The 12601-nt window shown below is 60.8% G+C and carries 15 protein-coding genes; 12 read left to right on the top strand and 3 right to left on the bottom strand.

The features are described 5' to 3' along the window. Positions 1–18 precede the first annotated feature (18 nt). The 8 genes from V7R84_RS02100 to V7R84_RS02065 all read left to right on the top strand — a co-directional run bounded on the left by V7R84_RS02100 (position 19) and on the right by V7R84_RS02065 (position 5172). Entirely contained in the window at positions 19–603 is a 585-nt protein-coding gene (locus V7R84_RS02100; protein WP_338571561.1) for a DUF881 domain-containing protein, read from the top strand. A 19-nt stretch (positions 604–622) separates the two neighbouring features. Beyond that, positions 623–955 carry a small basic family protein gene (locus V7R84_RS02095; RefSeq protein WP_338571559.1) on the top strand — a complete coding sequence of 111 codons (333 nt, stop codon included), beginning with the start codon at positions 623–625 and terminating at the stop codon, positions 953–955. Continuing rightward, complete coding sequence (locus tag V7R84_RS02090) at positions 948–1709, top strand: DUF881 domain-containing protein (RefSeq protein ID WP_338571556.1); 762 nt, start codon at positions 948–950, stop codon at positions 1707–1709. Before V7R84_RS02095 ends, V7R84_RS02090 begins: the two co-directional genes overlap by 8 nt. 117 nt (positions 1710–1826) lie before the next feature. Beyond that, entirely contained in the window at positions 1827–2240 is a 414-nt protein-coding gene (locus V7R84_RS02085; RefSeq protein WP_412728075.1) for an FHA domain-containing protein, read from the top strand. Then, positions 2240–2932: a MerR family transcriptional regulator gene (locus V7R84_RS02080; RefSeq protein ID WP_338571554.1), complete on the top strand. Its 693-nt coding sequence runs from the start codon at positions 2240–2242 to the stop codon at positions 2930–2932. The genes V7R84_RS02085 and V7R84_RS02080 overlap by 1 nt, the downstream gene beginning before the upstream one ends. Positions 2933–2953: 21 nt before the next feature. After that, positions 2954–3406: a bifunctional nuclease family protein gene (locus V7R84_RS02075; RefSeq protein ID WP_338571550.1), complete on the top strand. Its 453-nt coding sequence runs from the start codon at positions 2954–2956 to the stop codon at positions 3404–3406. Between the two features lie 171 nt (positions 3407–3577). After that, positions 3578–4138 carry a MerR family transcriptional regulator gene (locus V7R84_RS02070; protein ID WP_338571549.1) on the top strand — a complete coding sequence of 187 codons (561 nt, stop codon included), beginning with the start codon at positions 3578–3580 and terminating at the stop codon, positions 4136–4138. Beyond that, on the top strand, positions 4135–5172 hold the full coding sequence (locus V7R84_RS02065) for a YihY/virulence factor BrkB family protein (RefSeq protein WP_338571547.1): 1038 nt from the start codon (positions 4135–4137) through the stop codon (positions 5170–5172). Before V7R84_RS02070 ends, V7R84_RS02065 begins: the two co-directional genes overlap by 4 nt. On the opposite strand, the gene V7R84_RS02060 is transcribed toward V7R84_RS02065, so the two are convergent. Further along, positions 5173–6393 (bottom strand): pyrophosphate--fructose-6-phosphate 1-phosphotransferase, encoded by a 1221-nt coding sequence (locus tag V7R84_RS02060; RefSeq protein WP_338571545.1) that lies wholly within the window; start codon positions 6391–6393, stop codon positions 5173–5175. A gap of 94 nt (positions 6394–6487) precedes the next feature. Between V7R84_RS02060 and V7R84_RS02055 the strand changes: the two genes are divergently transcribed. From V7R84_RS02055 to V7R84_RS02045, 3 genes are all read left to right on the top strand, one after another. Continuing rightward, complete coding sequence (locus V7R84_RS02055; RefSeq protein ID WP_338571542.1) at positions 6488–6919, top strand: TadE/TadG family type IV pilus assembly protein; 432 nt, start codon at positions 6488–6490, stop codon at positions 6917–6919. Then, positions 6912–7292: a TadE/TadG family type IV pilus assembly protein gene (locus V7R84_RS02050; RefSeq protein WP_338571539.1), complete on the top strand. Its 381-nt coding sequence runs from the start codon at positions 6912–6914 to the stop codon at positions 7290–7292. The genes V7R84_RS02055 and V7R84_RS02050 overlap by 8 nt, the downstream gene beginning before the upstream one ends. 84 nt (positions 7293–7376) lie before the next feature. Then, a complete protein-coding gene (locus V7R84_RS02045) occupies positions 7377–7997 on the top strand; it encodes an L-threonylcarbamoyladenylate synthase (RefSeq protein ID WP_338571536.1) in 621 nt (206 codons plus the stop codon). Here V7R84_RS02045 and V7R84_RS02040 read toward each other — a convergent pair whose 3' ends face one another. Beyond that, on the bottom strand, positions 7998–9416 hold the full coding sequence (locus V7R84_RS02040; protein ID WP_338571533.1) for an amidohydrolase: 1419 nt from the start codon (positions 9414–9416) through the stop codon (positions 7998–8000). A 38-nt stretch (positions 9417–9454) separates the two neighbouring features. On the opposite strand from V7R84_RS02040, the gene V7R84_RS02035 reads away from it, so the two are divergent. Next, positions 9455–10174, top strand: a complete 720-nt coding sequence (locus tag V7R84_RS02035; protein ID WP_412728074.1) for a YggS family pyridoxal phosphate-dependent enzyme — start codon at positions 9455–9457, stop codon at positions 10172–10174. Positions 10175–10275: 101 nt separating this feature from the next. On the opposite strand, the gene V7R84_RS02030 is transcribed toward V7R84_RS02035, so the two are convergent. Beyond that, a complete protein-coding gene (locus V7R84_RS02030) occupies positions 10276–12537 on the bottom strand; it encodes a glycoside hydrolase family 3 C-terminal domain-containing protein (protein WP_338571530.1) in 2262 nt (753 codons plus the stop codon). Positions 12538–12601 lie beyond the last annotated feature (64 nt).

Below are 12601 nucleotides of genomic sequence, written 5' to 3'. Positions count from 1 at the left end.
ACCCGATCTCGTAGCGAAATGGCAGATGAAAAAGAGGACCTTCTGTCGAGAATCGCGGCGGAACAACAGCGCCGTGACGACCTCACGGCCAAAGCGGGTGAACTGGATACAGAAAACAGACAACTACGTCAGGAAGCCGTGGCAGATCCGAAAGTTCGGACCGATTTACAGGAAGCTGAGCTGGCCGCTGGGGCAATTTCCGTCTCAGGACCTGGTATTCGGGCCCGGGTGAATGATGCAGAAAAAACTCCAGATGGCAACCGAGTGATTTATGATTCTGATCTAACGCGCTTGGTGAACGGGATGTGGCAGGCAGGGGCTGAGGCAGTTGCCATAAACGGCTATCGCATCACAACTCTCACTCCCATCCGCTCTGCTGGGTCTGCCATAACTGTGGATTATGTCTCGTTGAGCCCGCCCTACGTGTTGGAGGCAATAGGGGACCCTGCTACGCTGCAGGCGCGTTTCGCGCGCACCCCTGCCGCGACGTGGTGGCAGTATCTGCATGACAACTATGGAATTACCTACGAACTGCAAACGGTAAACAGTGACCTGAATCTACCGGCCGACCCCGCGATGACACTTCGTTACACCAAGAGCTGAAGGAGGAGAGGAGGAGAGAATGTTGGCTTTGCTCGGACTTGCAGCTGGAATCATCATCGGGCTGCTGGTCGAACCTGTCCTACCGGTGTTCCTCCAGCCGTATCTACCCATCGCCATCGTGGCGGCGCTGGATGCCATACTCGGAGGAACCCGAGCCTGGCTGGAAAGAACTTTCTCGGATCGGGTGTTCGCGGTCTCCTTTCTGTCCAACGTTCTCATCGCCGGGCTGATCGTTTTCGTAGGCGATCAGATCGGAGTCGGATCTCAGCTGTCAACCGGGGTCGTGGTGGTGCTCGGGATACGTATCTTCAACAATGCAGCTGCCATCCGTAGGGCGGTGCTTCATGCCTGAGAAGACTCCGCGGCGTGCGGCCGAACAGCTCGAAACGCCAGAACCTGACACGTTGTGGCGCGCCTTTCTGAAACCGGGTCGCGGTCAGCTGGTCGTAGGCGCAGTGCTCTGCTTGGCCGCCCTTCTCATTGTGTGGACACTGCGTTCCCAGGCATCACAGCCTGATTACTCCAATCTGCGTCGCACGGACTTGATTCAGCTGTTGGACAACCTCTCAGCCGAAACGCGTCGCCTGGAGTCCGAGGTGCGCGAGCTAACGACAACTCGCGAAGGACTCGTCTCAGGAGCAGCGGGGGTCAAGGCGGCCGATGACGAAACTAGGCACCGGATTGAGCAGATGCAGATCGTGGCAGGAACGGTTCCGGCGACCGGACCGGGGATCCGGATAACGATTCAAGATCCTCAAGGCGCCATGTCTCCGGAGCTGCTACTGGACGCGTTGGAGGAACTGCGTGATGCAGGTTCTGAGGTGATCGAGTTCAATGATGCGATACGCGTGGTGGCGAGCACCTGGATCGATCGTGACCCGGAGGGGCGTATTGTTGTGGATGGGATTCCGCTGACCACGCCAATCGTCATCGAGGCCATAGGCGACCCTGCAACGCTTGAAGCTGGGGCACGGTTCAGGGGAGGTCTGGTCAGCGAGGTGGAGGGCAGCAGAGTGCAGGGGCAGGTAGAGATCAAGCAGATGACAGAGATTTCTGTTGACTCCGTCGTCTCCCCACGCGCGCCGGAATTCGCCAAGCCGAATTAGCATGGCAGGCTTGTCAAACCGTTGTCCCTCGATAGGCTGGGGGCAGCTTGGATGGCGATCAGTACGGAAAGGGGGCCGCCGATGACGGGGGTCAGGAACCACCGCCAGGGGGATCTCATGGATTCGAAGAACGACACCACTAGCGTTCTCGCAGCGCTCACGGACGAACATCTGTCCGCCATCGGGGGGAGTCTATCGGCGAACGCGGCGGATTTGGCTCCCGGCAACGCGCTGATGATAGTCACCCGAGGTGGTGTGAAGGAGTCGCAGTTTCTGATCGACTCCGATGTGACCACTCTGGGCCGGCACCCTGAATCCGACATCTTCTTGGACGACGTCACGGTTTCCAGGCATCATGCAAAGCTGGTGCGAACGGCTGGTCAGCTGATGTTGGAGGATCTGGGAAGTCTCAACGGCACATACGTCAACAGGGTTCTGATCGACGGTCGTGCCCAGCTGCGGCACGGCGACGAGATTCAGATCGGCAAGTACCGGGCAACGATCCTGTTGAGCGAGGCCGGGCGGAGCTGATGCCGGCCGCGCCGCGCACGATCGGTCAAGTTCTGGAATCGATCCGGGGAGAGTTCCCCGACATCTCGGTCTCAAAGGTCAGATATCTGGAGAACGAAGGGTTGATCTCACCGGAGCGGGACCATCCCTCCGGATACCGGCGCTTCTACCCGGCTGATGTCGAGCGGCTGCTCTTTGTGCTGCGTGCTCAACGTGACAGATATCTTCCTCTCAAGGTGATTCGTGAGGAACTCGCCGCCATGGACAGAGGAGAAGCGCTTCCTGACACCACGGATTCGGTTGTCGCGACAGCACCTCAGACCTCGGAATCACCTCGTAGACCGACCCGACAGGCAGGTACTCAACGACAGCTCTTCACGCGCAGGGAACTCCTTTCAGAATCAGGGCTGGGAGAGGCCGCTCTGATCGAACTGGAGCGCTTGAAGGTGATCTCGCACCGGAAAGGTACTCAACGATACGGGAGGGAGATGCTCGCCTTAGCCGTGGCCGCGAAGCGTCTCGGTGACTATGGAGTCGAGCCCCGACAGCTGAGGGTGCTTCAGCAATCCGCATCACTGGAAGCAGCCCTGGTGGAGCAGGCCATCAGCCAATACCAAGGCCGTCAAGGAGTACCAAAGGAGGTTCTCCGTGAGGTCTACCGACTGGTGGTGAATGCGCACAGCGGCATGATGTTCTCGCAACTGTTCGGTTGACCGGTCTCGTAAGCTGTGAACATGGTCGAGTTGTGTGTGGTTGGGATCCAAGCAGGCGATGACGGCCCTGTCCTCCTGCTACGTGAGAATGATGGAGAACGCTTGCTACCGATCTGGATCTCCGCCGTCGACGCTGCCGCCATTGCCGTTGCCCTGGAGGAGGAACAATTCGCCAGGCCGCTCACTCAGGACCTGCTAGCAGAGGTTCTTGCGCAACTTGCAGGCGGTTCCCAACCGCAGCTGATGATCAATTCCATGCAGGACGGTGTGTTTCATGCGGAGATACTTGCTGGGGACCTGACCTTCGATGCGCGACCTAGCGATGTCGTGGCCGTTGCGATCAGACGGGGCTGGCCCGTGCACTGCACGGCCGAGCTGTTGGACAAAGTCGGCATCTCCGAAGAAATCGTCCATGTGGACGAGGTCGAGAGGTTCCGAGAGTTCCTAGAACAGGTCCAGCCGGAGGATTTCTAAGTACGGATCCTGGACTTCAGGAGAAGGACTGCGTCAACCTTGAGCTTTGCTGGAGGGTTTAGAATCTACAGCAGTGCCGGTGGGCGTGTCGTACGCTGCCAAGGCACCTGGCGGTTAGCGTCAGTTGTGACGTAGAACCGGTGGTCGGTGAGAAAAGTAGGGGCTGAACCAGTGGCTGATGGCATCAGACATAGCGACGAGACACCGTTGCAGGACACACTGTTCGACGGTGATTTCGCCTCTGTCCCCAAGGACCTGGGTTTCCGTGGCCCTGTTGCTCATCGAGTGGCGGGTATCACCTACAGGCAACTCGACTATTGGGCCCGAACTGGTCTTGTGGTGCCGGAGATTCGAGGAGCATCGGGATCGGGAACACAACGTCTGTATTCTTTCCGGGATATCCTGCTTCTTCGCGTCGTGAAACGGTTTCTCGATGTTGGGATCTCACTGCAGCAAATCCGCATCGCAATCGAACATCTCCGAGCCCGTGGGGTCGAGGACCTGACGGAGCTGACGCTGGTCAGCGACGGGTTCAGCGTCTACGAATGCACAACCGCGAATGAACTATTCGATCTCACTAAGGGAGGGCAGGGCATGTTCCTGATCTCGGTCTCTAGCGTCTGGCAGGAGATCGAAGGAACACTCGGCGACCTCCCAAGCGAACGAATTGCGCAGCAGAGCATGTGCACTGAGAACGAGCTCGAATCTCGCAGGAGGGCCAAGACCGGGTGAAAAAGTTTCTCAAAAACCCTGTAGTTAAACAATTTGCCACCATCCATGAGCGCTACAACCAGCAGCATGGCCCGCAGCATGCTGCTTCAATCACCTACTTTTCAGTTTTGACGTTGGTTCCGGTTCTGATGCTGGCAGGAGCTGCAACCGGATTCACCTTGGCAGTGTTGCGTCCCGACTGGTTCCATCTTCTGTCTGACGGGATCGTGAATATTCTTGGCAGTACAGACCTTGCCAAGAAAACAATTGACGTACTGCAAAGTGCGATAGAAAACTGGTATGGCCTGGCCGGTACCGCCTTGATTGCCGCCGCCTACTCAGGGTCGAACTGGGTCGGGAACCTGCGAATTGGATTTTGCCGGATGCTGCAAACCGATGAGCAAGAAATCGAAAAAAGAAAAGGGGTGCTGGGCTTCCTGAAAGAAGTGGGAGGAAACCTGTTGATTCTTCTCGGTCTGTTTGCATGTCTGCTGCTTCCTTCAGGGATTGCCGTCATCGGAATGTCCTGGGTTGGTTCAGCGGGGATAATCGGTTGGCTAGTTCATCTGCTCCTCACCCTTTTGGTGAGTTGGCTGCTGCTCGCCTTCCTTTTTCGCACCCTTCCGAGGAAAAGGATTCACTATCACAGCTGGCTGCCTCCTTCCATAATAGGTGCAGTTCTGGTTGCTTTGCTGCAACAGTTCGCAGGAGCAATTCTCGGCATTTTTACCTCCAACCCCACTGCGGTGGTTTTTGGACCTGTGATCGTGATCATGATTTTGTTCAACCTCCTGTCGACCATCTTGCTGCTTTGTGCAGCTTGGGCAGGGGAGAGAACAGAGGCAACGCGGCCATCGCTTGAATCAGACAGTCAGAAAACTGCGAATGATCAAGCTGAGGAACTATCTGACCCGACCCCGGCGATACCGGTCGATGTGGCTGCGCAGGGGGTCCGGGCGGGAGCAAGGATCGGTTACGGGATGGGGACGCTAACCGGTCTCGGTATCGGGGCTGCGATGGCGGCCCTACTCACGAGGTACCGCCATCGCGATTGATCAATGGGTTGCAGCAGCAACCGGCGCGGGCTGACCGATGTTGGACACCAGCTCGGTGAACCACGGTAGAGCGATGTCAAACGGTTTGCCGCCTTTGATGCGCTCGAAGGCGATCGCCGTCAGTTCGTCGCCATTCTCCTCATCTTGACCGATGACGCCGGGTTTGCCAGCGAGAGCGCAGTCAACTGCCAAATCTGTGCACTGCTTGATGAGCGCCAGATCCTCCTTGTTGGCAGCGGCCGACCGGGAGAAGTAGCCAGATTTCTGGATCATGACCTTCTCAGCTCCCAGCTTCTCCGCGAACTTGTCTCCGAACCACTTTCCGGGGTTCACCTTGTCGAGTTTCACGTGGCCGAAAGGATCGCGCGGTACTTCCTCGCCCGCCGCCTCCATCTCTGCGACGATGGCGTCCAGGCCGGCTCCCTCAGAAAGGAAGATAGTGACATTGCCCACCTCATCCATCACCTTTTTGAGGCGCTCAGCCTCGGCGGTGATATCGATGACCGCCTCGGGCACATACACGGCGTGAATGTCCCACGCCTCCCGGGACAAGCCGATCTCGGGCAACCACTCCTGCGTGTCCAACCACTTGCGGTAGTCGGCGGCGGTGGCTGCAGTCAGCCATCCGCAATGGCGTCCCATCACCTCGTGCACGATGAGCATCCGGGAGCCTGAGTTGTGTTCGGCGACGATGTTCTTGGCAAAGCTCGCTCCCTGCTCTGCGGCAGTCCAGGCGCCCAGCGACTGACGAATCGGAATCACGTCGTTGTCGATGGTCTTGGGCAGACCCACCACGGTCAGTGGGTAGTCGTTGGTGGCGAGGAAAGCAGCCAGATCAGCGGCCGTGGTGTTGGTATCATCGCCACCAATGGTGTGAAGAACATCCACGCCATCTGCGACGAGGCGGTCGGCGGCTACCCTGAGCGGATCAGCCCCTTCTGCGACCAAACCGCGCTTGACGAGGTCCTTGACATTGGTGAGCTTGACACGAGAGTTTCCAATAGGAGAACCGCCGAACAGGTGAAGCAGGTGTGCCTTCTCCCGGACGGTCTTGTCGACAGCGAAGTAGTCACCTTGAAGAAGCCCTTGGTAACCATGCTTGTACGCAATGATCTCCACTTCAGGAGCCACCTCGGTATACCGCTGGACGAGACCACCGATGGCCGAGGACAGACATGGCGCAAAGCCGCCGGCCGTGAGAATGGCTACCTTCTTGACCATGAACATTCCTTTCAGAATCGATTCCGAGACCTAGCCTAGCCGGCCATGCCCTGCACGTGGCAGGATGGTTTGTCAGTGATCCGGAAGGATGCAGATGATTCCCAAAGAGTCGGAGCGAGGAAGCTCCGTTGCAGTGGAGGCGGCGTTGGTGCTGCCCGTCGCGATGTTGTTCATCGGCCTGGTGATCGTGATGGCCGGGCATGCCATCGCCCAGCAGGCAGTCACTGCTGCCGCCACACGTGCAGCACGCGCAGCCTCTCTGGAACGTTCGCAGACTTCGGCAGAACGAGCGGCACTGGAGGCAGCCGTGGCCGAGCTGGGTAGTTCCCACGTCACCTGCACAGATGCTCAAGTGAGTGTGGATGCCAAGGGCCTGGCTGCCCCTGAAGGAACGGTCGCATCCGTGACGGTACGACTCACATGTCGGGCAGTATTCCCGGTCTCGATGCCGGGTTTCCCTTCCAGCAGATTTCTGACGGGGGAGGGGGTATCGCCCGTTGACACCTACCGAGGCCGGAATGGCTAGCCTCTCAAGGCCTGGCTGGAAGCAGCGGGGTCTGAGCGGCAGCGTCCAAGTCACCCTGCTGCTCCCACTCGCGATACTGGTGCTGCTGGCAGCGCTCCAGTGGGCGTTGTTGTTGTGGGCGGAATCAACGGCCATGGCAGCGGCACAGGACTCGGCTCGGGCCGCCGCTGTCCTGGGAGGCTCTGTGTCGGATGGCCGGGAGGCCGGGAAACGCGCCATCTTCAACACTGCCATCAGCGATGTCACAGTGACAGTTGACCGCGCACCCACGTTCACCATCGCTGTCGTCGAGGGAACTGCCATACGGGTGCTTCCCATGGTGAACGTCACCGTACGCCAGGAAGCCAGCATCCCAACCGAACGCACCAAGTGATCGGGTGACCGCCCTCCTCGCTGGACGAGATTCCCGGGTAGGCGTAGGAACTACTGGATTTGCCCAGAGAGTTAGGGTAAGTCTGTGGCCCAGTATTACGATGTTCATCCTGATAACCCACAACCCCGCACTCTCAACCAGATGGTGCGAATCCTCGAAGAGGGCGGATTGATCGCCTACCCCACCGATTCCTGTTACGCCCTCGGCTGCGCCCTCGGCAATGGATCGGGAATTGAACGCATCCGGCGAATCCGGCAGTTGGGGGACAGGCACCATTTCACCCTGGTGATCTCTGAGTTCGCCCAGCTCGGAGCCTTCGTCGAGATGGACAATTGGGTTTTCCGTGCAGTCAAGGCGGCAACTCCAGGACCGTACACCTTCATCCTGAGGGCCACCCGAGAGGTACCGAAGATGATGCAGCACCCCAAAAAGCGCACAGTTGGCGTACGGATCCCCGATCATCGAACCACCCTTGCCCTGCTCGACGCGGTCGGTTCACCACTGGTCAGCTCCACTTTGTTGCTCCCGGATCATCCCGAGCCGCTCGTGGAGGGGTGGACCATCAAGGAGCTGCTGGACCACGAACTGGATGCGGTCCTGGACTCTGGTGACTGTGGGTTGACCCCGACGACCGTCGTGGATCTCAGCGGTGACGAACCGGAGGTCGTGCGGGTCGGGGCGGGCGATCCCGGCCCCTTCGAATGATCAGCGACTGAAGGTGACCCGGCCGCCGAGCATCGTCAGCAACACCTTTCCGGGACCGGCGGTGAGCACCAGGTCGGCGGGCTGCCCGATACCGAGCGTGGTCCGGGTGCTGGCCCGCAGGGCGGCCAGGGGAGTGAGCGCCTGGTCCGTCCGGTAGGGGCGGTGACAGGCGGCCTCGATGGCCTTCCAGGGGTCGAGGGAGGCCACAGGAGCGTCGGAGCCGAATGCCAGTTTCGTCCCCGAACGCTGTAGGTCGAGCATCGGGTAGGCCCGGCTCTTCGCGTCAGGCCAGACTTGGTCAACCACCCCGACGTCTTCCAGCTGGTGCGCGGGCTGGATACTTGCAACTAGTTTCAACCGCGAAAATCGTGGTAGATCGGCGGGAGCAACGCACTGCACGTGCTCGATGGACCCACGCGCACCTGAGATCTCGAAAGCGTCCAGGACGTTGTGACAGGCGGCATCGCCGATGGCGTGAACCGCAGCCTGGAGCCGGGCCTTGTGAGCGCGCCTCAGCAAAGCGAGCAACTCGGAACGGGTGTAGTTGGGTTTGCCGTTCGGATACCCCGGCAGAGGATTCGGATAAGGCGCGATGCAGTGGGCGGTGCGGCTGCCCATCGAGCCGTCAGCGATGATCTTGAGTGGGCCGACCCTCAGATTCTCGGCCAGTTCGTCGCCGGTTCCGGCTCCCATGGCGATCAGATCGTCGAGCCGCTCGGGGTAGGTGGCGGCCTCCACTCGCAGCCCGATGGACCGGGATGCCGCGCGCTGCTGCCAGGCCTCCACGGCCCAGTCGGAGGAAAAATCCACGATGCCCACGAGCCCCCGGGAGGCGGCTTCCAGCTCGGCCGCCTGCACGGCGTGTTCCACCAGGTCGAGATACCGCGACATGATGCGACGGATGCCTGCGAAGGCCTCCTCCTCCACGAGGAATCCCGTCGGATGCCCGGCCGCCCCGGCCTGTTCGAGGGCCGGGGTGTTGCACCAGAGGCTGTGGAGATCGCGGGACATCAACGCGACCGGGACGGTGGTGATCGCATCCAGGTCGGCTGCGGTCGGGGGAGTGGGCCACGTTGCCGAACGGAAGCCGTAGCCGACCAGCCTCGGCGGCCGGTGCCGCAGGTGATCCTCGACGGCCGCGAGAATCTCCGATTTCGTTGCCTTGTGGGAGAAGCGGGTGCACTGGCTGATTAGCGCCGCCAAGGAGAAATGGGTGTGGTTGTCCCACAGGCCGGGCATGAGGTTCGCGCCGTCGGCGTCGAAGTCGCCGTCGCCGACACCCCGGGTGGGTTCGATGGCGGTGATCGTGCCGTCGGTCACCGTGACGTCCAACGGCTCGCTGTACCTGCCGGTCCCGAGTCCCGGTATGGGCCGGGCCCGGGTGATACGGAAGCTCTCCACGAGCCGGAATTCTGCCATGGACGGTACCTGGGTGGTGTGGTCCTAGACTTGGGCGGGTGACCAGCATTGCCGCCAACCTGCAGAAGATCGAACAGCGAATCGCGACCGCAGCTGCGAGAGCGGGACGCGACAGCAGCGAGATCCGGCTGCTCCCCGTCTCCAAGACCAAACCCCCGGAGGCCGTCCTCGAGGCCCACGGCGCCGGGTACCGGAGGTTCGGGGAGAACAAGGTGCAGGAGGCCCAGAACAAATGGGAGGCCCTGCGGGAGGTGGCCGACATCGAGTGGGCTGTGATCGGACACCTGCAATCCAACAAGGCCAAGTATGTCGCTCGGTTCGCGACGGAGTTCCAGGCGCTCGACTCCCTGAAGGTCGCTTCAGAACTGGATCGCCGGCTGCACCAGGAAGGTCGCCGGCTCGAAGTCCTGGTGCAGGTGAACAGCTCTGACGAAGATCAGAAGTTCGGTCTGCCGCCGCAGGAAGTGGTGACCTTCGCCAAACAACTCGACACCTTCGACGCGCTGGATGTCCGGGGGCTGATGACCCTGGCGTTGTTCACCGACGACACTGAGCGCATCGCGCGGTGCTTCAAGGTGATGCGCCAAGTGCAGCAGGAACTGAGGGACGCCACAGGAAAGGGCTGGGAAGAACTATCCATGGGCATGTCCGGTGACTTCGAACTGGCAATCGAGTACGGGGCCACCTGCGTTCGTGTCGGCCAGGCTATCTTCGGCAACCGCCTGGACCCCAATGCCTACTGGCCGGGAGTCACATAAGGATTCCCTGATCCTCTCACCCCTTGAAACTCTTCAAACGGTGCGGAAATCCTTTCTGCTGGGCACCATTCCTTGATTGGCGGTCCCACCGGCCCGTGCGCTCAGGGAACAGAGGGGATCGTGCGGATTTCGGCGAGCAGTTCTGTCAGCTGATCGAAGGTCAGGGTGTCCTCGAACATCAGCGGAAGCTTGCATACCGGCAGGTCCAGCAGGAAGAACTCCGATTCCTTCCCGAAGGAGGCCAAGAAGGGCTCCAGCTTCTCCCAAGCTTCGGGATGCTGTCTCCACTCGGTGACGGTGGACCATTCCGTCAGCGGCAGGAGCCGTGGGGGAGCGGGCAGGTCCGCCTCAAGGCTCAGTTTGATGTCCTCCGCGGAGGCCCCGATCTCGACACGGATCCTTCCCGGTTCCACGCTCCAGGAGTGGGTTCTCGCGTCCCAGAAGGACAGGTCGCGGCGAGTCACCCGGATCTCGACGCGGGTGCTTTCCCCCGGTCCCAGTTCCAGATGCTGGAAACCTCCTAGTTCCCGGGGAGGGCGGCCCACCGAGGAGACCGGATACCCGAGATAAAGCTGGGGGACTGCGACGCCGCGTCGGCCGCCGGTGTTGGTGACGGTGAACGAAGCGGTGAGAACCACTTCGCCCAACGCCGTTTCGGGGGTGACCTCGGCCACCTCCGCCCGCAGATCGCTGAACTCGAAGGTGGTGTAGGCCAGACCGTGGCCGAAGGGATAACTCGGTCGGTTCCCGAGTTTCTGAAGCCCGCGATATCCAACGAAAACCCCCTCCCCATAGCGCACTTCACCTGCTTCACCTGGGAAATTGAGTTGTGCGGGATATTGCTCCAACTTCTCGGGGATGGTTTCCGCCAGCCTGCCGCTGGGGGAGTCCTCACCGGTGACCAGCCGCGCCACGGCCTCACCCCCGCCTTGGCCTGGCAGCCAGAGCTCCATGATCGCGTCCGCGTCGTCCTGCCAGGAGGCGGTTTCGACAGCTGCGCCGTTCGAGAGCAGGACGATCACCCCGTCGGCCACCCGGCGCACTGCGCACAGCAGGTCCACATGCTCGGCGGGCAGCGAGATGTCTTGCCGGTCGTATCCCTCCGACTCGTCCGCGGCGGGCAGGCCGAGAAACAACAGGACCGTGCGGCCCGCAGCGGCCTCCTGCGCTCGCCTGAGCAGTTCCTCGGCGGGGAAGGCAGCCGCAGGGGAGTCGGGCAGCGGATACCCGGGTTCGAACGGCAAATCGGAGTGTCTGCGCCGCAGGGCGTCGAGGGCATTGTCCAAGTGGATCGGGTTCACCTGTGACGATCCGGCTCCTTGATATCTGGGGGTGCGTGCCATCTCTCCAATGACCACGACGTCACCGAACCCGGGCAGGGGGAGTGCCGATCCTTCATTCTTCAACAGCACGGCGCTTCGCGATGCGGCCTTACGGGCCAGTTCGTGGTGTGCCTCGAAATCGAGGGGTTGCTCGGGTGTTTTCCGGTGGTATCGGAAAACCAGCTGCAACACGCGCATGACGGCCCTGTCCAGATCGGCTTCGTCCAAAAGACCAATCCGGACGGCCTCGGCGACGAGCTGGTCGTTCCAGCCGCGCGAAGACGGCATTTCCAGGTCCAGTCCGGCGGTGACTCCGGCGACCCGGTCGTGGACCGCCCCCCAGTCGGTCATCACCAGGCCGTCGAAGCCCCATTCCTCGCGCAGCACCTCGGTCAGGAGCCAGCGGTTCTCGGATGAGTAGACGTCGTTGATTCGGTTGTACGAGCACATCAACGTTGCCGGGCGCGCTCGCTCGATTATTCGTTCGAATATACTGAGGTACATTTCCCTCAGGGTTCGTTCATCGATTCGCGCATTTATGCGCATTCGATCGGTTTCCTGATTGTTGGCGGCGAAGTGCTTCACAGAGGTCCCGACCCCTCCGGACTGGATGCCTGCTACCAGGGCGGCAGCCAGTTCTCCCGCCAGCAGAGGGTCCTCCGAGAAATATTCGAAGTTCCGTCCGCACAGCGGGGAACGTTTCAGGTTTACGCCCGGTCCCAGGATCACGCCGACGCCCTGTGTCTTCGCCTCCTCGGCCAGCGCCCGCCCGATCTCTTCGAGCAGCGCCACATCCCAGGTGGACGCAAGTGCTGCGGCCGTGGGGAAACATGTGGCCGGCACTGATTCCTCCAGGCCCATCTCGTCGGCATTCTCGGCCTGTCTACGGAGCCCGTGGGGGCCGTCGGAGACCATCAAGGCAGGAATCCCGAGTCGTTCGACCGGCTGGGTGTGCCAGAAATCACTGCCGGAGAGCAGTGAACATTTTTCCTCGAGGGTGAGCTGCTCGAGAAGCTCGGGGATCTGCTCTTCGGTGAACATTGCAACTCCAATCCCGATTGGTACAACCCAGACTATGGGATGATGCAGGTGAACGAGCAGAGGA

It is taken from the genome of Arachnia propionica (assembly GCF_037055325.1).
Taxonomy (GTDB): Bacteria; Actinomycetota; Actinomycetes; order Propionibacteriales; family Propionibacteriaceae; genus Arachnia.
This window is presented reverse-complemented; position numbering and strand designations above follow the sequence as displayed.